Annotated in this window: 18 protein-coding genes; 11 read left to right on the top strand and 7 right to left on the bottom strand. The window is 64.3% G+C overall.

The window, feature by feature from the left end:
* The first annotated feature begins 3 nt into the window (after positions 1 to 3).
* Positions 4 to 693: a hypothetical protein gene (locus tag EWM57_RS13765; RefSeq protein ID WP_129921737.1), complete on the top strand. Its 690-nt coding sequence runs from the start codon at positions 4 to 6 to the stop codon at positions 691 to 693.
* Between the two features lie 75 nt (positions 694 to 768).
* Positions 769 to 1,170, top strand: coding sequence for a DUF6960 family protein (locus EWM57_RS13760; protein WP_129921736.1), 402 nt, complete (start codon positions 769 to 771; stop codon positions 1,168 to 1,170).
* Between the two features lie 215 nt (positions 1,171 to 1,385).
* On the opposite strand, the gene EWM57_RS13755 is transcribed toward EWM57_RS13760, so the two are convergent.
* On the bottom strand, positions 1,386 to 2,732 hold the full coding sequence (locus EWM57_RS13755; RefSeq protein ID WP_129921735.1) for a YfcC family protein: 1,347 nt from the start codon (positions 2,730 to 2,732) through the stop codon (positions 1,386 to 1,388).
* Positions 2,733 to 2,883: 151 nt separating this feature from the next.
* On the opposite strand from EWM57_RS13755, the gene EWM57_RS13750 reads away from it, so the two are divergent.
* From EWM57_RS13750 to EWM57_RS13740, 3 genes are all read left to right on the top strand, one after another.
* Positions 2,884 to 3,129, top strand: coding sequence for a hypothetical protein (locus EWM57_RS13750; protein WP_129921734.1), 246 nt, complete (start codon positions 2,884 to 2,886; stop codon positions 3,127 to 3,129).
* Positions 3,130 to 3,266: 137 nt separating this feature from the next.
* Complete coding sequence (locus EWM57_RS13745; protein ID WP_129921733.1) at positions 3,267 to 4,511, top strand: hypothetical protein; 1,245 nt, start codon at positions 3,267 to 3,269, stop codon at positions 4,509 to 4,511.
* A 40-nt stretch (positions 4,512 to 4,551) separates the two neighbouring features.
* Positions 4,552 to 6,087 carry an ArnT family glycosyltransferase gene (locus tag EWM57_RS13740; RefSeq protein ID WP_129921732.1) on the top strand — a complete coding sequence of 512 codons (1,536 nt, stop codon included), beginning with the start codon at positions 4,552 to 4,554 and terminating at the stop codon, positions 6,085 to 6,087.
* Positions 6,088 to 6,177: 90 nt separating this feature from the next.
* On the opposite strand, the gene EWM57_RS13735 is transcribed toward EWM57_RS13740, so the two are convergent.
* The 4 genes from EWM57_RS13735 to EWM57_RS13720 all read right to left on the bottom strand — a co-directional run bounded on the left by EWM57_RS13735 (position 6,178) and on the right by EWM57_RS13720 (position 10,559).
* Entirely contained in the window at positions 6,178 to 6,543 is a 366-nt protein-coding gene (locus EWM57_RS13735) for a CZB domain-containing protein (protein ID WP_129921731.1), read from the bottom strand.
* A gap of 48 nt (positions 6,544 to 6,591) precedes the next feature.
* Entirely contained in the window at positions 6,592 to 7,887 is a 1,296-nt protein-coding gene (locus tag EWM57_RS13730; protein WP_129921730.1) for a PAS domain-containing protein, read from the bottom strand.
* A 150-nt stretch (positions 7,888 to 8,037) separates the two neighbouring features.
* Entirely contained in the window at positions 8,038 to 8,877 is an 840-nt protein-coding gene (locus tag EWM57_RS13725) for a hypothetical protein (protein ID WP_129921729.1), read from the bottom strand.
* Positions 8,878 to 9,035: 158 nt separating this feature from the next.
* Positions 9,036 to 10,559 (bottom strand): malate:quinone oxidoreductase, encoded by a 1,524-nt coding sequence (locus tag EWM57_RS13720; RefSeq protein ID WP_129921728.1) that lies wholly within the window; start codon positions 10,557 to 10,559, stop codon positions 9,036 to 9,038.
* 328 nt (positions 10,560 to 10,887) lie between these two features.
* On the opposite strand from EWM57_RS13720, the gene EWM57_RS13715 reads away from it, so the two are divergent.
* The 6 genes from EWM57_RS13715 (at position 10,888) to EWM57_RS13690 (ending at position 16,979) form a co-directional block, all read left to right on the top strand.
* Positions 10,888 to 11,916: an SDR family oxidoreductase gene (locus EWM57_RS13715; protein ID WP_129921727.1), complete on the top strand. Its 1,029-nt coding sequence runs from the start codon at positions 10,888 to 10,890 to the stop codon at positions 11,914 to 11,916.
* Between the two features lie 246 nt (positions 11,917 to 12,162).
* The gene (locus tag EWM57_RS13710; RefSeq protein ID WP_129921726.1) at positions 12,163 to 14,124 is read left to right on the top strand and encodes an ATP-binding protein; all 1,962 of its coding nucleotides are present in this window, start codon (positions 12,163 to 12,165) and stop codon (positions 14,122 to 14,124) included.
* Positions 14,125 to 14,289: 165 nt separating this feature from the next.
* Complete coding sequence (locus EWM57_RS13705) at positions 14,290 to 15,144, top strand: ABC transporter ATP-binding protein (protein WP_129921725.1); 855 nt, start codon at positions 14,290 to 14,292, stop codon at positions 15,142 to 15,144.
* Positions 15,128 to 15,907 carry a hypothetical protein gene (locus EWM57_RS13700; RefSeq protein WP_129921724.1) on the top strand — a complete coding sequence of 260 codons (780 nt, stop codon included), beginning with the start codon at positions 15,128 to 15,130 and terminating at the stop codon, positions 15,905 to 15,907. Before EWM57_RS13705 ends, EWM57_RS13700 begins: the two co-directional genes overlap by 17 nt.
* Positions 15,908 to 15,921: 14 nt before the next feature.
* On the top strand, positions 15,922 to 16,305 hold the full coding sequence (locus EWM57_RS13695; RefSeq protein WP_129921723.1) for a GntR family transcriptional regulator: 384 nt from the start codon (positions 15,922 to 15,924) through the stop codon (positions 16,303 to 16,305).
* Positions 16,306 to 16,310: 5 nt separating this feature from the next.
* Entirely contained in the window at positions 16,311 to 16,979 is a 669-nt protein-coding gene (locus EWM57_RS13690) for a hypothetical protein (protein ID WP_129921722.1), read from the top strand.
* A gap of 166 nt (positions 16,980 to 17,145) precedes the next feature.
* Here EWM57_RS13690 and EWM57_RS13685 read toward each other — a convergent pair whose 3' ends face one another.
* Both EWM57_RS13685 and EWM57_RS13680 read right to left on the bottom strand, forming a co-directional pair.
* On the bottom strand, positions 17,146 to 17,340 hold the full coding sequence (locus EWM57_RS13685; protein ID WP_129921721.1) for a PID-CTERM protein-sorting domain-containing protein: 195 nt from the start codon (positions 17,338 to 17,340) through the stop codon (positions 17,146 to 17,148).
* Positions 17,341 to 17,419: 79 nt separating this feature from the next.
* Positions 17,420 to 18,055 (bottom strand): T9SS type A sorting domain-containing protein (locus EWM57_RS13680; protein ID WP_129921720.1); only part of this gene is annotated, 636 nt, incomplete at its 5' end.

Here is an 18,055-nt window from a genome sequence, read left to right as displayed (position 1 = left end):
CCCATGACTTCCTCGACTTCCTCCACTGCCCCGATGCCGGCCGGCCGCGTCACGCTCTACCACCGGGAGCACGCCCAGCGCCAGCGCAAAAAGAGCGTTGGCCACGTGGTGCCCGCCGTGGTGCTGGTCTTCACCGCCCTCGACGCGCTGACGGGCCGGGAACCGCTGTCCTGGGTGACGGGGGCGGAATTTGTAGTCGGGGCCGCTTACCTGGGGCTGATGCTGCGGGAGTGGCGGCATCTAAAGCAGCGCCCCTTCCACCACGAGCGGGTGGCGTGGCTGGAGCTGGCCGCGGCGGGCGTTCTGGCGTTGGAAGGCTACCACATCTGGCACCGCCACCACGAGGCCGAACTGCTCAGCGGCGTTCATAAAGTGCACGTGCTGCCTTTTCTGTACGGAACCCTGGCCGCGTTTTTCGTCGTGCTGGCCTTCAACCTGCACCGGGTGGGGCAGCGGCGCCATCTGCACCTGCACGAGGAAGGTTTCAGCGGCCGGCTCCGGCTGTTGGGTCCCGCCTTTCACGTGCGCTGGGCCGACGTGACGGCCGTAGAGCCCGTGGGAGCCGCCGACCTGCTGGTACACCACGAATCTGGGGCGGCGCAGCGGATTTCCTTTGCCGACCTGCACGACGGCCCCGCCCACCGCGACCGGGTGGTGGCCCACGCCGCGGCCCGGCTCCGGGGTAGCGAATAAACCGCCGGGGGCCGTTAGCTTTGGCGAACCAAAATCCGGCAGCCGGGTTTTTATTTCGTACCATCTTTCGTTTCCGTGCCCCGCCCCAAACCCGTTGTTTTCGGCCTTTACGCCTGGACGCCCGACTACGGCTTCCGCTACATTCACCCCGCCAACCGCCGCACCTTCGAGTGGCTGGAACCGATGGGGAAGCTCTTCGAGAAAATCGACGAAACCGAGGACTGGATTCTGCTGCGCTACGACGAGCAGCAGTTTAAAGTCAGTGGGGAGCTGTTCACGGAGCTGCCCGACAAGCCCCCGTTCAGCTTCGGCGACCTGGTGGAGGAAGTTAGCCCCGCGCCCGGGCAGCCGGCCCACCGCGGCTTGGTGTCCGACGTGTACTGGGACGAAACCCGCCACCGCACCCGCTTCCAGATTGTGGAGAAAAAGCGCAAGCTCAAGCGCATCTTCGAAGCCGAGGAGCTGCGCTTCGCCTAAACCCGGCACGCTAACCTTGTCACGCTGGACCTGCCATTGCGAGGCACCAGCCATTCCGCGCTTCAAGCGGCGTCAATTCGTCCTCTGAAAAGTGACCAGCCTCTTTTCACCAAAAAGCCCCGACGTTTTTCTAACGTCGGGGCTTTTCGATTCACAAAGTTCGGCGCGTCGTCCGGGACGGATTGCTTCGCGTTGCTCGCCATGACAGCTCGTGTTTACTTCAACCCCACGGCAATACCGATGACGACGGCCGCAATGCCCACGGCCAGCAGCACCAGGTAGAGCGGGAATACGAATTTCCACCACTGGTCGAAGCGCACTCCGCAGGCGACGAGCATGGCCATGAGGGCGCCGTTGGTGGGCGTGAGCAGCTCGCACAGGCCGGCGCCGTACTGGTAGGCCAGCACCGTCACCTGCCGCGGCAGCCCGATCAAATCTGACAGGGGCACGAGCAAGGGCATGGTCAGCACGGCCTGCCCGCTCACGCTGGGCACGGGCAGGTGCAGGGCCGTGTGCACGCCCATCATGCCCAGGGCCGCCACCGTTACGGGCAGGTGGGCCAGCGGGGCCGACAGCGCCTGCACGATGGTATCGACAATGTGGCCCTGCTCGAGCACGACGAAAATGGCCCGGGCAAAGCCGATGAGCAGGGCCGAGAAGGCAATGTCGCGGAAGCCGGCAATGAAGCCCTCGGCTGTGCCCGTCAGCCCCAGGCCGCCCACCAGGCCCGCCACAATGCCCAGGGTGAAAAACAGCGCCGCCATCTGCTCGAAGTCCCAGCCCAGCTCCAGCACCCCGTAGGCGAAGTAGCTGAACGTGAGCAAGAGCAGCAGCAGCACTAGTCCGTGCCGGCCAGCTCCGCCCGCCGTGGCGTCCGCGGCATCGGCGGCCTGGGGCGCCACCCGATTTTTCTGGGCAAAGCGCACCGTGCCGAGTATCCACAGCCCCAAGGCCACTACCAGAAATGCCATCCGAAAAGCCCCGCCCGACAAGAGCGGGAGCTGGGCCAGCTTCTGGGCTATGCCGACCTGAAACGGGTTCAGGGGGCTAAAGGCCGCGCCTACGGCCGCCGAGCCCAGGCTCACGGCCACCGCCGTCAGGGGCGGGTAGCCGATGCGGCGCATCAGAATCAGCAGTACGGGCACCAAGGGAATGATTTCTTCCTGCATGTTTTCCAGCGCCCCCATCGTGGCAAACAGCACGGAAATGATGGGAATCACCACCGCCTCCCGCCCCCGGAACTTGTCGAGCAGCCAGTCGACGCCCCGGCGCAGGGCCCCGGTGTGGTCGACGACGGTGAAGGCCCCGCCGGCCAAAAACACCAGGAAAATCACGCTGGCCGCCTCGGCCATGCCCTTCGGAATATCCACCAGGGCCTGCAGCGGGCTCACCGGCGTGGGCGCCACGCGGTGGTAGGAGCCGGCCACCACTACGTCGCGGCCGGTGGCGGCGTCGGCCTGGCGGGCAAATTCGCTGGCCGGCAGCACGTAGCTCAGCAGCATGGCCACAGCAATAAAGCCCACCAGCAGCACCAGGGGGTGGGGGAAGCGGAATGTTCTCATGCCGCGAAGGTAGAAGAGTGGCCGCAGTATTATTATATTACGTATTCCTGCGGTCGGGCTTTAAGGAAAGCAGGATAAAATAGTAAACGTCTAATATAATGTACCGGGCTTGGAACCAGACAACTACGGGTTCCGGTTGTGGAGGCCGCCTATGAACCTACGTGTCTTCAAAAAGCTGCCGATGGGGCAGCAAGCCGATTGCCTGGCCTGCCACGGCGACTTTCTGGCCGAGCGGCGGGAAGACAGCTTCTGCCTGCAGCTCTTCGCCCTGGGCGACTTCTACGCCGAGGTGTGGCGGGTGCTGGATGAGGAAAAAATCCTGTTCATTCACCTGTTTCAGCAGCCCTCCGGCCTGGCTGAATACTTGGCCTCTATCCAACTGCCGGAAGTGTTTTAGCGGCGCCCGCCGGGGTTGTTTCGCCGACCCGCCGGAAAGAAGCCTAGCGTGCGTAAGTTTACCGCATCATTAATGGCCGTCGGCGACTACCGGCGGGCCTGCTAGCTTCATTCCTTATTCTAACCCGGCTTTTTCTGATGCGGCACCTCTACGCCCGTGGCTTGTGCATTATGCTAATCTGGTGGGGGCTGCTGAGCCCGGCCGCCGCCCAAACCAAACCTGCTCCCGCCGACTCGCTGCGGGCCATTTCCCGGGATGTTGCGACCCGGCTCGGACAGCGCCCCAGCGACCAGGTGCGGGTAGTGCAGGTGCGTGAGCTGCTGCTGGAGCAGGTGCAGCACGGCCCCGTGCGGGAACTGCCCCGCTTACTGGCTTACCTACGCCAAACCACGGCCGATACTACGGTTGGCGTGCGGCCCTACGAGGAATGGGCCCTGCTGGCCGCCGCCGGCGACTGGTATTCGGTGGCCGAGCAGGTGCGGCGCTTTAGCCAGATAGGTACTTCGCCCCGGCAGCAGCTGCGCTACCAGCGCCTGCCCCAGGATGGCTTGTTTGACCGCACCGTGCGGCGCGTAGCCCAACGCCAGGACACCCTGCGGGCCCAGATCCGCCAAGCGCGCTTTCTGCCGGAAGACTCCACCTTCCTGCAATTGTTCGTGACCCTGCTCGTGCCGCCCCCGGCGGGACCCGCGGGCTCGCCGGGCCGCCAGTCAGCGGCGCGCAATGATATTCAGGCCTTCCTGACTCAGTACCCTGCCACCGAGTACGGGTCCTTCCTGCGTCAGTTTGTTGGGCCCGAGTACGCTCCCAGCCGGTTTTCCTACGGGCTCGACTTTCACTCCGGCAGCGGCCTGTTGCTCGGCGAGCTGCCCACCTACTTCCGCCACGGGGCCAATATGGGCGTGGGCTTTGAGGCCGGCTGGGACCAGTACCAGCTCTACCTGCGCGACTATATCGGGCTGGGCAGCGTGCGCAGGCCCTTCGACTACGGCGGCCCCTGGCGCCAGGGACTCAAGGTAAATTACTTTGTGCCTGAAATTTCGCTGGGCTACCGGGTCGTCGACAACAAGCGGCTGCGGCTGGTGCCTTTTCTGGGGCTGTCGGCGCTGCTGGTTGGGCCGGCCAACACCAACCGAGATGACCCCGACAATGCGCTGGATCTGAGCTTCCGCCGCCCGCTGACGGCCGGACTCAACCTGGACGTGCTGCTCTGGCCTACTACCAGCTACGGGCTGGGTGGGTACGAAACCGGCAGCTGGCTGCTCAAGCTGCGCGCCGGCGTGCGGCAGGCGGCGCTACGGCGCCACGACGGCCCCGAAGGTGGTATCATCTACCTGGATCTGGGCATTGGGGGCTTTGGCCGGATGATGAAGCGAAAGTAAACGCCGCGCCCGTCATATTGCCGAAGTTCTATCTTTCGGCATGAAACGTCTGGTTCCCCTGCTGTTTGCCGGTCTTAAATTTCTGCTGGGCTTCGCGCTGGCCAGCCGCCTCTACGAGCTCCACCGCGACGAGTACCTCTACCTCAACTACGGTCGGCACCTGGACTGGGGCTACCTGGAAGTGCCGCCCCTGACGGCCCTGCAAAGCTGGCTGACCCTAGCGCTGGGCGGCGGCTATTTCTGGGTGAAGTTCTGGCCCCTGCTCTGGGGCGCGGCCACGGTGTACGTGGTAGGACGGGCGGCGCAACGGCTGGGCGGCAGCTGGTGGGCCCAGGTGCTGGCCTGCCTGAGCTACGTGGTGTGCGTCTACGCCCGGCTCAACTTTCTCTACCAGCCCAACTCGTTTGAAATCTTTAGCTTCACGCTGAGCGCCTACTGGCTGCTGGCCTACGGGCAGCAGCCGCGCCCCCGCTACCTTTACGGCCTCGGGCTGGTGCTGGGACTGAGCCTGCTCAACAAGTACACCGCCTTCTTCTTCATTGCCGCGCTGGTCGTGGCCGTGCTGCTCACGCCCCAGCGCCGCCTGCTGCTGAGCCGACCGGCCTGGGTGGCAGCGGGCCTGGCCCTGCTGCTGTTTCTACCCAACCTGCTCTGGCAGATCCAGCACGGCATTCCGTTTCTGCACCACATGGCCCTGCTGCACGAGTCCCAACTGGTGAACGTGACGGTGGGTGACTTCTGGAAAGACCAGCTGCTGATGTGCTTTCCGGCGCTATGGGTATGGCTGCCGGGGTTGCTGGCGCTGCTGCTGTACCGGCCATTTCGGCCTTACCGCAGTTTGGGCCTGCTTTTTCTGCTGGGCCTGGCCTTGCTCACCGTGCTGCACGGCAAGAGCTACTACGCGCTGGGCTATTACCCGCTGCTATTTGCCCCGGGCGCCGTCTGGCTCGAACACCGGCTGGCCGGCCGGCCCCGCCTGAGCCCCTGGCTGCGGCCCGTGCTGCCGGGTTTGCTGGTGCTGCTGGCCGTGCCGCTGTTTCCGTACGCCTACAGTGTGTATCCGCCGGCCCGCATGCAGCAGATCGGGGAGGCCTACCGCAACACGGGCGCCAACCGCTGGGAAGACGGCCAGCTGCACCCGCTGCCCCAGGACTACGCCGACATGCTGGGCTGGCAGGAACTGGCCGACAAGGTCTGGCAGGTGTACCAGACCCTGCCCGACTCGACCCGGGCCAATACGCTGATTCTGTGCGACAATTACGGGGAGGCCGGGGCCGTGAACTACTACAACCGGCAGCGCGTCCTGCCCGCGGCCCACAGCTTCAACGGCAGCTACCTGTTCTGGCTGCCCCCGCGGCCGGCGCGGCCCTACCGACACTTTATTCTGGTGCAGGAAAAGCCCCGGGACCGGGCCGCCCACTTCGCCAGCTACGGGCAGCAGGCCGAAGTGCTCAACCCCTACGCCCGCGAGAAAGGCACGGTGGTGATGCTGGGTACGGACCCGGATACGGCCTTCGTTAATGGGGTGTACCGCTACCACCAGCAGGAACTGGCCGCCTGGGCCCCGCACAAGTAACCTCCGGCCATCTGCGGGACTATTAAAAACCACCACGCCCTAACTCCGTGCGGAATAAGGGCGTGGTGGTTTTAAGCAGGAGAAAGTGCTCTACGCCGCGGCGTTGGTAGTAGTGCGCTCCAGGGTCTGCAGCAGCCGTTCGACCTGGGCGGCGTACACATCGACTTGGTCGAGGCCGGTGCGGGCTTCCTCGATTTGGCCGCGCTGGTACTGCTTGACCAGCTTCTGGCCGGCGTCGAGCATATTCTGGATGGCGCGCTCCATCTCGCGCACCTCGGGGTAGGAGCCGTATTTGGGTTTGACAATTGTGTGCAGCCATTGGCTGAGCGGGTTCTCGCTCGGCGAAAACAGGGTGGGGTCGGCCTCGCGCACGCCGTAGAGCACGGAGCGCAGCCTCGACTTGAACAACACCTGTTTGATACGGGCTTGCTGGAAGTCCAGCGCGGTTATGTCCATCGAAAAAGGGCCTTGGGGCCGGAGAGCGTGAAGAACAGGACCACGGGATTAGCTACCGGACTGAGTGCCCGAATTCAAGTTTTCCGAGTTTTTGCGGGCCTCCACTAGGTCGGTGATTTCGTAGGCAAAGACAGTGATGCCGGCCTTTTTCCCTCCTTCCGAAAACAGCTGGTAGGTGAAGTTGAAGTAGCCCGGGTGCAGCGTGCCGCTGCCGTCCCGGTCGAGCTGAAGCGGAATTTCCTTGCCATAGAACGTCTCACCGGTGTTGTAGACGTTGTCCAGAATCTCCATAATACCCTGGTCGACTACCTCGGGCAGGGCCTCGGCCACGGTGAGCCCCACGAGCTGGCGGTTTTCGAACAGCTGCTGGTAGAGCGGGTTCACGAAGTCGTAGCGGTGCTCGGGGCCGCGCAGGATGCAAATCAGGGCCGGGGCCTGCTGAAACAGGTTGTAGAACGTCTCGCGCTGGCTTAGGGCCAGGTTGTAGGCCTCGTAGGCTTGGTCGGAAAGCGCCGACTGCTGCTCATTGGCCTCGAGCAGCTCCTGCACCATCTGCTTCTGGTCGTGAATGTCGAAGCCGCAGCCTACCCACATCGTAACCTGCTCATCGGCATTGCGGCGGGGCAGGGCGCGGACCAGCACCCAGCGGTACTGCCCGTCGGCGCGGCGCAGGCGGTATTCCACCTGGTACACGTTGCCGTTGGCCACCGATTCGGCCCAGGCCCGCTGCACCCGCTCCTTGTCGTCGGGGTGGATGTCATTAATCCAGCCGTAGCCGGTCAGCTCGGCTGGGGACTTGCCGGTGAAGGACAGCCAGCGCTGGTTGAAGAAGTCGCGCCGCCCGTCGGGCGTGGCCGTCCAGATCAGGGCCGGCAACGACTGCAGAATAAACTCGGTGCGGTCCTGGTTTTCGGCCAGCTCCCGCTGTATTTCCTCGTTGCGAAGCTGGGCCAGGTACTTCTCGGTGATGTTCTCGGTTTTTTGCAGAATGTACTGCAGCTCGCCCTGCTCGTCGAGGATGGGAAAGTGGGTGGCCTGCCAGTACATCTGCTCGAAGCCGCCGCCCCGCTCAGCCGGCACTTCCAGGTCGTAGCGAATCACGGGCATGGTGTTGGGCGCCCGGTGCTGGCGCACGTACTCGTGCGACTGGAAAATAATGTCGTCCTGGTTCTGGTCGACCGCCGGGAAGGCGTCGAACATGGAGCGGCCCAGCACGTCTTCGCGCTTTTTCAGCGACACCGCCTCGTGTCCGTCGGTGTTATCGACGATAACGGCGTCCGGGGTCATGAGCATAAAGTTTTCGGGCAGCTGGCGGAATAGCTTTTGGTAGTCAACCGAAGTCATAGGGCAGAAGCGGTGGAGAAGGCAGAACAACGAAAAACGCCCGGGGCGCCGGAGGTCGGCGGCGGACGGAAAGTAAAACTACTCAAATAATGCGGGCTCGACTTAGCTACGGAGGAGCTTAAGCCGGCAGCTAGCCGTGGCCGCCGCGAGTCAGCTGGTTTTAAATAGGTACCAGCCGTTGCCCAGCGGGCGCATCACCATTATGCCGTCGGGGCTCATGGCGGGCACGGCGGCGGCATTGGGCTGGTAGAGCAGTCCCACCGTGCTATTGACCCGTCCCCCGATGGTAAATTCCAGGCAGGCTCCGCAGTCGGGGCCGGGCCGGGACAGGCGGCTGATAAACAGGCTTTGCAGCAGGGCCTGAATAGCGGGGTCGGCGTTGGCAGCCAGCTCGGCGGCGGCGCTGTCGGGGGCGGCAAAGTATTGCCCCGCCCTCACCAGCCGCACCACCCGCTCGAAGTCGCGCCGGTGCTGGGTGAAGTGGCGGATGATGTCGGCGTCGGGCCCCATCCAGAGGCGGATGTTGCCGACCATAAAGTCGCGGGAAGCCGCCGGGTGGGCTTGGTTGTAGCGGGCCACCTCGTCGGCAGGCATCTCGGTGAGCATCTTCAGCATGGGCGCGCCCAGAGCCGTCATGGCCAACGACCGGACGGCCTCGAGCTTCCAGCCCGCGCCCTGACGGGTGAAGTGCAGGTAGAAGTCGTTGCGGGCCGCGGCGGAGTCGCGCAGCTCTACGGCCACCACGGCCCGGGCCGAATCCTGGTGGAGCAGCTGGCAGCGCCGCCGCAGCTGCCGCGGAATCTGCTGCCCCAGGGTTTGGCGCTTCGCTTGGCCGGCCGCCTCGCAGCAGAGGTAGCTGTGCATCTGCGGCCAGCCCTCGGGGGCCACAAACTGTTCGGCAATCTGCAGCGGCTGCCAGGGTTGGGCGCCCAGCCAGCCCGGCCAGAGCAGCAGAAACATGAGAAACCCCTTCAGTCGAATAAAAGTCATGATCTTGCCTGCTTGCCGATTCGGACGTCCGGCCCGAATTGGCAAGTTACTCAGAAGCTGGTGGTTCCGAGGTTGTATAATTTGGGCGCCGCTGGCCTGGTAAAGCCCCGAGGGGGCGGCCCCGCCCAAACCGGACGAGGCCGCGCCCCTCCACTGGCTTAGCCGTGGGCGGCGGGCTGCCCGACGTGCAGTTCCAGCACGGCCGTAGTGTGGGCCCGAACCTCGGCGGCCAGGGCGGCGTCTTTGCCTAGGGGCAGGCCGTAGGATGGAATCATGGCGCGCAGCTTGGTTTGCCAGGCCTCGGTGCTGAGCTGCTGGGGAAAACAGCGTTTCAGCAAATCCAGCATGATGGCCACGGCCGTGGAAGCTCCGGGCGAAGCGCCCAGCAGGGCCGCAATGCTGCCGTCGGCGGCGCTGACTACCTCGGTGCCAAACTCCAGCACGCCGCCGCCCTTCTCGCCTTTTTTGATGACCTGCACCCGCTGGCCGGCCACCTCGAGCTCCCAGTCCTGCATCCGGGCTTCCGGCAGGTACTCGCGCAAGGCACCCAGCCGGTCTTCCGGCGACTGCCGCACCTGGTCAATCAGGTACTTGGTGAGGGACAGGTTGTGCAGGCCCGCCGAAATCATGGGGCGGATGTTGTTGACCTGAATCGAAGAGGGCAAATCGAAAAAGGAGCCGTTCTTCAGGAATTTGGTCGAGAAGCCCGCGTAGGGGCCAAAAAGCAGCTCCCGCTTGCCGTCAATCATGCGCGTGTCGAGGTGGGGCACCGACATGGGTGGGGAGCCCACGGCGGCCTTGCCGTAGACCTTGGCCTGGTGGCGCTCAATTACCTCGGGGTTGGTGCACTTCAGCCACTGTCCGCTCACGGGGAAGCCGCCGAAGCCGTGGCCCTCGGGAATGTCGGCCTTTTCGAGCAGGGGCAACGAGCCCCCGCCGGCCCCGATGAACACGAAGGGCGCGCGCACCTTGCGCTTCTGGTCGGTGCTCAGGTCGCGCACCTTTACTACCCACTGCCCGGTTTCGTCCTTGCGCAGCTTGCTCACCTCGTGGTGGAAGTGCAGCGTGACGCCCGGCAGCTGCTGCAGGTGCTGAAACATGGCCCGGGTTAGAGCCCCGAAGTTGACGTCGGTGCCCAGGTCCATGCGGGTGGCGGCCACCGGCTCGTTGGGGTCACGCCCGTCCATCACCAGCGGAATCCACTGCCGGAGCTGCTCGGGGTCGGCCGAGAACTCCATGCCCCGGAACAGGTGGCACTGGGTGAGGGCCGCGTGGCGCTTGCGCAGGTATTCCACATTGTCGGGGCCCCACACGAAGCTCATGTGGGGAATGCTCTGGATAAAAGTCGGGGCCGGCGGCAGCAGGTGCTGCTCGACGAGGTAGCTCCAGAATTGCTTCGACACCTCAAACTGCTCGGCAATCTTGACCGCCTTCACGGTTTCGATGGAGCCGTCGGGCAGCTCGGGGGTGTAGTTCAGCTCGCAGAAGGCGGAGTGGCCGGTGCCGGCGTTGTTCCAGGCATCGGAGCTTTCGGCGGCGGCGCTGTCGAGGCGCTCAAATATTTCGATGGTGAGCTCGGGCTGCAGCTGCTTGAGCAGCACGCCCAGCGTGGCGCTCATGATGCCGGCCCCAATCAACACCACGTGGGGCGTCTGGGCGGTAGTAATATCGGAAGTCGTCATGGGTACGGGTTGGTTCGGCTGACCATGCTTTACCGCCGGGGCCGGCCGCAGGTTTTAAAAATCTGCGGGCGCCGGCGCCTCCCGGCGTCTGAGCGACGCCGGCGGGCCGGCATCCGCCCCCGCGGCAGCCGGCCCGGAACCGGTAAAGGGCTGCCGCAAGCTCCGCCGTGGGCATTCGAAGCCAACTCCCCGGGCTGGCCGCCGTTTAAAGCACTTCGCCCTATCGGACTACCACCACACCTTAAAGCCGGCCGCCGTGGCCCCCGCACCCAGCGGGGGCCACGGCGGCCATACCTCTATTTTTTCACTGCTAACCCGCCCAAACCCTATGAACGTCAAGCTCAAAAAACTCAAAGACCAGGTTATTGTCATCACCGGCGCCTCGTCGGGAATCGGCCTCGTTACGGCCCGCATGGCCGCCGAGCAAGGTGCCAAGCTTGTGCTGGCTGCCCGCAGCGAGTCGGCCCTGCGCCAGCTCACCACCGAGCTCAACCAGGCCGGGGGCCGCGCCGTGTACGTGGTGGCCGACGTGCGCCACCAGCCCGACGTGCAGCGCATTGCCCAGGTGGCCCGGCAGGAGTTCGGGCACTTCGACACCTGGATCAACGACGCCGGCGTCTCGATTTACGGCAAGCTGGAGGAAATTCCCGTCAAGGACATGCGCCAGCTCTTCGAAACCAACTTCTGGGGGCTGGTCTACGGCTCGTTGGAGGCGGCCAAGCACCTGCGTCAGCGCGGCGGGGCCATCATCAATGTCGGCAGCATTCTGTCGGAAAGCACGGCCATTCTGCAAAGCATCTACAGCGCCAGCAAGCACGCCGTGAAGAGCTTCACCGAAGGCCTACGCATGGAGCTGGAAATGGACGAAGCCCCGATTTCGGTGACGTTGATCAAGCCCGCCGCCATCGACACGCCCTACCCGCTGCACGCCAAGAACTACATGGACCGGGAGCCCCAGCACGCCCCGCCGGCCTACGCGCCCGAAACTGTGGCCCGCGCCATTCTGCACTGCTGCGAAACGCCGGAGCGCGAAATCACCGTGGGCGGGGGTGGCCGCATGATGACCTCGATGGCCGCCCTGGCCCCGCGCCTGCTCGACAAATTCATGGAAAACGTATTTGCCAAGCAGGAGAAGTCGGACCGGGCGCCCCAGCCCCGCCGCCGCAACGGCCTCGACCACGCCGCCGGCCAGCTGCAGGAGCGCGGCAACTACCCCGGCCACACCCGCGAAACCAGTCTCTACACCAGCGCCACGCTCAACCCCTTGCTCACCGTGGCCCTGGTGGGCTCGGGCGTGGCGCTGGCCACGTCTCTGCTGCGCAAGCCCACCAACGGCTCCGACCAGCCAACGGCCTAGCTGGCCAGCAGTGCGGCGCCGCCGGAGCGGCCTCGCGCAAAGCCCTGACGTTCCGGCGTCAGGGCTTTTTTTGCGGGCCAAACCGGCCACAACGCCTTCCGGTGGCCTTGCCGACGGCCGGGGTGGGCGGGTATAGTCGAGTTAAGGGAATAAACTAGGATATTCGTGGCCGCAAAGCAGCGGCCGGCCAAGTAGCAGGGCCCGAGCCGGTTGCTGAGCGCCCCGTTCTTTTAGCTCAATTCCCGCATGCCTGCCCGGTTTCGCGCCTTCCTTGTTGTCCTTCTGATTACCGTATTCGGCGCCGTCAGCCCCCGCGGCTGGTCCCAGAGTCCGATGCTGAATACGATGCACCAGCAGCTGCGCCAGCCCCAGCCCGACAGCAGCCGGGTGCTGCTGCTCTGCCGCATCAGCGACCAGTACTGGGCCCTGCGCACCGATTCGGCGGAAGCCTACGCCCAGCGGGCTTTGGCCCTGGCCCGGCGCGCCCACTATGCCCACGGAGAATGCGCCGCCCTCAACCGCCTCGGCGCGGCCCTGCGCGAAAGCAACCTGGCCCGCGCCCTGGAGCTGTTTCAGGAGTCGTTGCGGCTGGCCCAGGCCACCCACGACGTGGCCATGCAGGCCCAGAACCTGCGCAGCATCGGCATCATCTACGTGTACCTGCGCGACCGGCACCAGGGCCTGGCGTACTACTTTCAGGCCCTGCGCCTGGGCCAGCAGCTGCGCGACGACAACCGCGTGGTCATTGACCTGAGCAACATCGGCCTGGCCTACGACCTCTACAACGAAACCGACTCGGCCCGCTACTTTCAGGAGCAGGCCTACCGGCTGGCCCAGAAAATCCATTCGCCCACCAACTATATTCTCTACGGGCTGGGCAACGTGGCCCGCAAGCAGGGCCGCCCGGCCGAGGCCCTGGCCTACTACCGCCGCAGCATTGCCGAGTCGGCCCAGCTGCACCATTTGCGCAGCAGCAACTTTTCCTACGTGGGGCTGGCCACGCTCTACCAGCAGCAGGGCCAGGTCGATTCGAGCATCTACTACGCCCGCCGGGGCTGCCAGGCGGCCCAGGCCAACGGCTTTCTGCGGGGCGTGCTCAACTCCAGCATGCTGCTGACCCAGGACTTCAAGGCCCGCGGCCCCGTCGACAGCGCCCTGAAGTACCAGAGCCTGATGCTGGCCATGAAGGACACGCTGTTTGGGCAGGAAAAAGTGATGCGCCTGCAAAATATCAACTATACTGAACGCCAGCGCACCCAGCAGGCCGCCGCCACTCAGCAGGCCCTGAAAGTGCGTTACCGCACCTACGCCCTGCTGGCCGGGCTGGTCGTGCTGCTGGTATTCGTGGTGCTGCTCGTGCGCAACCACCGCCAGCAGCAGCGCGCCAACGAGGCCCTGCAGGCTTCGCTGGCCGAGCTCAAGGCCACCCAGGACCAGCTGGTGCAGCGCGAGAAAATGGCCTTTCTGGGCGAGCTGACGGCCGGCGTGGCCCACGAGCTGCAAAACCCCCTGGGCTTTGTCAAGAAATTTGCCGAGGTCAGCACCGACCTTGTGGATGAGATAAACGGGGCCCAGCGCCTCGCCCGGGACGGCCGGCTGGAGCAGCAGATTCTGGACGGGCTCAAGCAGAATATTCTCAACATCAGCCAGCACGGGCAGCGCGCCACGGCCATTATCAAGGGCATGCTCGAGCACGCCCGCACCGGCGCCGGCCCCCGAGAAATGACTAACTTGAATGCCCTGGCCGGGGAAAACCTGCGCCTAGCTTACCAGGGCACCCGCAACGAGCACCCCGGCTTCGTTGCCACGCTCACGGCCCAGCTCGACCCGAACCTGCCGCTGGTACCGGTCATTGCTCTCGACCTGGGCCGGGTGCTGCTGAACCTGTGTACCAATGCCTTCTACGCCGTGCGTCAGCGCCAGCAGCAGGGCCTCGACCAGACCTACCGGCCCGAGGTGGCGGTGAGTACCCGGCCCGTGGCCCAGGGCGTAGAGATTCGGGTGCGCGACAATGGCCTGGGCATGTCGGAAGAAGTGAAGGCCCGGATTTTCCAGCCGTTTTTTACCACCAAGCCAGTAGGCGAGGGCACCGGCCTGGGACTGTCGTTGAGCCACGATATCATCAGCACGGGCCACGGCGGCACGCTGCGGGTGGAGTCGGAGCAGGGGCGGGGCACGGAGTTTATTATTGTGCTGCCGCTGCGCTAAACCAGGTTTGCTGTCCGCTACGCCGGCCCGACGTTCTTCGTTGGGCCGGCTTTTTTTTGCTTGGGGGCACCGGGCAAAATATTTTTCCACCAAAATATTTGCGGGTTCAATTATTTGTTTACGTTTGTAGTGTACTAGATAAGTAGTACACTAAAGCGCTATGCTATGGTTCACATCCACAATCTGAGCTTCGGGTACGGCAAACGGGCCCCGCTCTTCGAAAATCTGCAGCTGACCCTGGCCCGGGGGCACATTTACGGCCTGCTGGGCAAAAACGGCGCGGGCAAGTCGACCCTGCTCAAGAACATGGTGGGCCTGGTGTTTCCCCGGGCCGGCTCCTGCCGCATCAACGGGCAGCCAGCAGCCAAGCGCCTGCCCTCGGTGCTGGAAGACCTGTACTTTCTGCCCGAAGAAATCTACGTGCCGGCTCTCACGGCGGCGCAGTTTGTGGCCAACACCGCTGGCTTCTACCCCCGCTTCAGCCACGCTCAACTGGCGACGTACCTGGCCGAGTTTGAGGTGCCCGACCACGCCGTGCTTGATAAGATGTCGTTTGGCCAGCAGAAAAAGTTCATGATTGCCTTCGGCCTGGCCACCAACACCAGCCTGGTGGTGATGGACGAGCCCACCAACGGCCTCGATATTCCCTCCAAGGTGCAGTTTCGGCGCATTATGGCCTCGGCTCTTACGGAGGAGCGCTGCCTGATCATCTCCACCCACCAGGTGCGCGACCTCGACAGCCTGATTGACACCGTGGTCGTGCTGCACAACCGCGAAATCGTGCTCAACGCCGAACTGGATCAGCTGGCCGAGCGCCTGAGCTTCACCACCGTGCGTGAGGGCCAGGAGGCGGAGGTGCTGTACGCCGAAGAGTCGGTGCGCGGGCGGGCTGCCATTCTGCCCAACACCACCGGCGCTTACGGCCGCGTGGATCTGGAATTGCTGTTCAACGCCGTAGCCAGCGGCGAGCAGTCGGTACTCAACTACTTAAAGCACCCGGTTTATGAGCAATCAATTTAATCTGGCCCGTTTCGGGCGCTTGTTTCGCAAGCACACCGCCGAGCACGGCCGGGGCTACCTGCTGAGCGTGGCTGTATTGTTGGGGCTGCTGGCCGTGCTAATGGGCACCCAGGCCTACGTGCAAAACGACCCCATGATTCCGCCGATTCAGATGGGCTACCTGATTTTCTTTCTGCTGCTGGGCGGGGCCATGTTTACCAGCACCGTCTTTGCGAGTCTGGCCGACAAGAAGCAGGCTATTGCCGCCCTCACGCTGCCTGCTTCCCACCTGGAAAAGTACCTCGTGGGCTGGCTCTACTCGTACGTGCTATTCACGCTGGCCTGCATCGGCTGCTTCTACGTGGTTGACGCCGCCGTGGTGAGCTTCGACAACTGGCACGGCCGCCCGGCGGAGCTGCTCAACTTCTTCGACGCCAAATACAAGGCCTACTACGCCCTGCTGGTGTACGCCTTTATGCACGCCATTGCCATCTGGGGGGCAGTATATTTTGAGAAGATGCAGCTGGTCAAAACGGCCTTCCTGTTCTTTATCGGGGTAGCCGCGCTGTTTGTGGTCAACTTTCAGCTCGTGCAGCTGCTGCTCGACCACGTGACCGGCAATATGGTGGTCCCCTTCGGCGACATCGACCTGGGCATCGGTAAGGAGCACTACCGGCTGGCCCTGCCGACGGAAAAGCGGCAGTGGCTGGGTGTGCTGCCGGCGCTGCTGGTGGGGCTGTTCTGGCTGGCGGGCTATTTCCGGGTGCAGGAGAAGCAGATTTAAGCGAAGGAGAACCTATGGAATTTCGGGACAACGAGGCCATTTACCTGCAGATTGCCGGGTACGTGAGCGAAAATATCCTGCTGGCCAAGTGGCAGCCGGAAGACAAGATTCCCTCGGTGCGCGACCTGGCCGTGGAGCTGCAGGTAAACCCCAACACGGTGATGCGCACCTACGAGTTTTTGCAGAACCAGCAGGTGATTTACAACAAGCGCGGCATCGGCTACTTCGTGGCGCCGGGGGCCGAGGCCCGGGTAAAGCAGTACCGCCGGGAGCGGTTTCTGCAGCAGGACCTGCCTCAGTTTTTCAAGAACATTTCCCTGCTGGAAATTGACCTGGACGAATTACGGCTGCGCTACGACCAGTTCAAGGCCGAGCAGCTCTCATTAGCTACTTCCTGAATACGATGAAAACGAGCAATAAACTGCTGCTGACGGCCCTGGCCGTGGTCCTGGCTTCCCTGCTGACCTACAACATTGCCCTGCGCGCCGAGTACCAGCGCGGGACCTACAAAGACCGGTTTCGCGACTACCAGACCTTGGCTCTCACCGATTTCGACCAAGTGCAGGTCGTGAGTGAAAACGTCAGCGTGAAGCTGACCCCGGGACCCTTTGCGGTGCGCGTGAGCAACAATGCCGCCGCCAAGGTGAACATCACCCGGGTCGGCCGCCGCCTGGTCATCACCGAGGCGCCGGCCCTGCGTGGTACCTGGGCCCCGGGCAACCAAATCCTGATTTCCTGCCCCGACCTGCGCCTGCTGCGCACCGCGGCTAACTCGGCCACCGTGGCCGGCTTCACCCTCGACAGCCTGCAGGTAGAGCAAAGCCGGAGCAGCGCGGTGGAAATGACCAACAACCAGCTCGGCGTTTTTCAGGCCACGGCCGGCCAGGGCGCGGGCAGCAATCCTCAGCTCAGCATCGACCACTCCAACCGGATTCAGCGCGCCAGCCTGGCCATTAAGAACCGCGGGGAACTGGTACTCGAAAACGTGTTCATTCCGCAGTTCAGCTGCCAGTTTTCCGACAGCGCCACGGCCCGGATTTCCGGCAAGTCGCTGGGCATGATGACGCGGTAGCCCGCAACGTTTAAGTTTGGTTGGTGGAAAAGGCCCGGCATTCGCCGGGCTCTTTCTTTGCCCACTCACTGCCGGTTGCTGGTTCGCGCGCAAAAAAAGCCCCGGCTGTCGGACGACAACCGGGGCTTGGAATGGCCGCTTTTGTTGCGGAGCGCCGCGCGGCGCTTTACCGCCGGGCGCGGCGGCGCAGCTTTTTCAGGCCGTAAGCCGCGCCGGCGGCCAGCAGCAGCGAGGCGCCACCGTCGACGGGCACGTCGGTCACGGCGCCGGGGCGGGGGCCGCCGTTGCCGGGGCCCTGGGCCCGGGCAGCCGGGGCGGCCAGCAGTAGCGCGCTAAAGAGAAAACCAAGGAAGTATTTCATAGACAAACGAAAAGGAAAGGATAAAGCGGCCGGGCCGGGCCGACCACGGCGCGTGGCCGGCCCAGCTCTTGCCGCCGGATTAGTTGACGACGACCTTCTTGGTGATGGTCGTGGCGCCGGCTTGGATGTGCAGCAGGTACACGCCCAGCGGCACATCCTGCACGTCCATCGTGGTCTGGGCGCCCGCTGCGGGCAAGGCCAGTAGGCTGGTGCGCACGGTCTGGCCCAGCACGTTGACCAGCGTCAGCCGGGCCTGGCTGACCCCGCTCACGGCGGGCACCAGCACGGTGAAGCTGCGGTGGGCCGGGTTCGGGTACAGGCTCACGCTGGCCGCCGTCAGGCCATTCTTGGTCGAGGTCGGACGCAGCGGGCCGAAGCGCAGCGTGAAGCGGTTCGTTAGCAGAGCCGCGTTAGAGGCCGAGAACGAGTAGCTGCGCTGCTGCTGCAGGTTCACTTGCTGGCCGGTCACCGCGTCGAGCAGGTACACCTCCGTGGTGCCCAGGTTCAGCAGGGCTTCGGCCGAGAGGGTGTAGGTCCCCGTGGTCGGCACCCCTACCGCCAGCGGCACGCTGGTCGTGGCGTTGCGCACGGGCAGGCCGTTGACGGCCAGGCTCGTGCCGGCCGCCAGCGAGGACAGGTTCAGCCCCGTCGTGTTGGAGAGCTTAGCCGCGTCGTAGTGGTCATCCACGCCGTCGGTGGCGCCGTCCTCGAAGTA

The organism is Hymenobacter persicinus, assembly GCF_004167665.1.
In the GTDB taxonomy this organism is placed as follows: domain Bacteria; phylum Bacteroidota; class Bacteroidia; order Cytophagales; family Hymenobacteraceae; genus Hymenobacter; species Hymenobacter persicinus.
The sequence above is the reverse complement of the archived record's forward strand: the minus strand, read 5'-3'. Positions and strand labels throughout refer to the sequence as shown.

Coding starts and splice junctions, on each gene's coding strand:
- EWM57_RS13765 (WP_129921737.1), top strand. CDS start 4: ATGACTTCCTCGACTTCCTCCACTGCCCCGATGCCGGCCGGCCGCGTC.
- EWM57_RS13755 (WP_129921735.1), bottom strand. CDS start 2,732: ATGAGAACATTCCGCTTCCCCCACCCCCTGGTGCTGCTGGTGGGCTTT.
- EWM57_RS13750 (WP_129921734.1), top strand. CDS start 2,884: ATGAACCTACGTGTCTTCAAAAAGCTGCCGATGGGGCAGCAAGCCGAT.
- EWM57_RS13745 (WP_129921733.1), top strand. CDS start 3,267: ATGCGGCACCTCTACGCCCGTGGCTTGTGCATTATGCTAATCTGGTGG.
- EWM57_RS13740 (WP_129921732.1), top strand. CDS start 4,552: ATGAAACGTCTGGTTCCCCTGCTGTTTGCCGGTCTTAAATTTCTGCTG.
- EWM57_RS13735 (WP_129921731.1), bottom strand. CDS start 6,543: ATGGACATAACCGCGCTGGACTTCCAGCAAGCCCGTATCAAACAGGTG.
- EWM57_RS13730 (WP_129921730.1), bottom strand. CDS start 7,887: ATGACTTCGGTTGACTACCAAAAGCTATTCCGCCAGCTGCCCGAAAAC.
- EWM57_RS13725 (WP_129921729.1), bottom strand. CDS start 8,877: ATGACTTTTATTCGACTGAAGGGGTTTCTCATGTTTCTGCTGCTCTGG.
- EWM57_RS13720 (WP_129921728.1), bottom strand. CDS start 10,559: ATGACGACTTCCGATATTACTACCGCCCAGACGCCCCACGTGGTGTTG.
- EWM57_RS13715 (WP_129921727.1), top strand. CDS start 10,888: ATGAACGTCAAGCTCAAAAAACTCAAAGACCAGGTTATTGTCATCACC.
- EWM57_RS13710 (WP_129921726.1), top strand. CDS start 12,163: ATGCCTGCCCGGTTTCGCGCCTTCCTTGTTGTCCTTCTGATTACCGTA.
- EWM57_RS13705 (WP_129921725.1), top strand. CDS start 14,290: ATGGTTCACATCCACAATCTGAGCTTCGGGTACGGCAAACGGGCCCCG.
- EWM57_RS13700 (WP_129921724.1), top strand. CDS start 15,128: ATGAGCAATCAATTTAATCTGGCCCGTTTCGGGCGCTTGTTTCGCAAG.
- EWM57_RS13695 (WP_129921723.1), top strand. CDS start 15,922: ATGGAATTTCGGGACAACGAGGCCATTTACCTGCAGATTGCCGGGTAC.
- EWM57_RS13690 (WP_129921722.1), top strand. CDS start 16,311: ATGAAAACGAGCAATAAACTGCTGCTGACGGCCCTGGCCGTGGTCCTG.
- EWM57_RS13685 (WP_129921721.1), bottom strand. CDS start 17,340: ATGAAATACTTCCTTGGTTTTCTCTTTAGCGCGCTACTGCTGGCCGCC.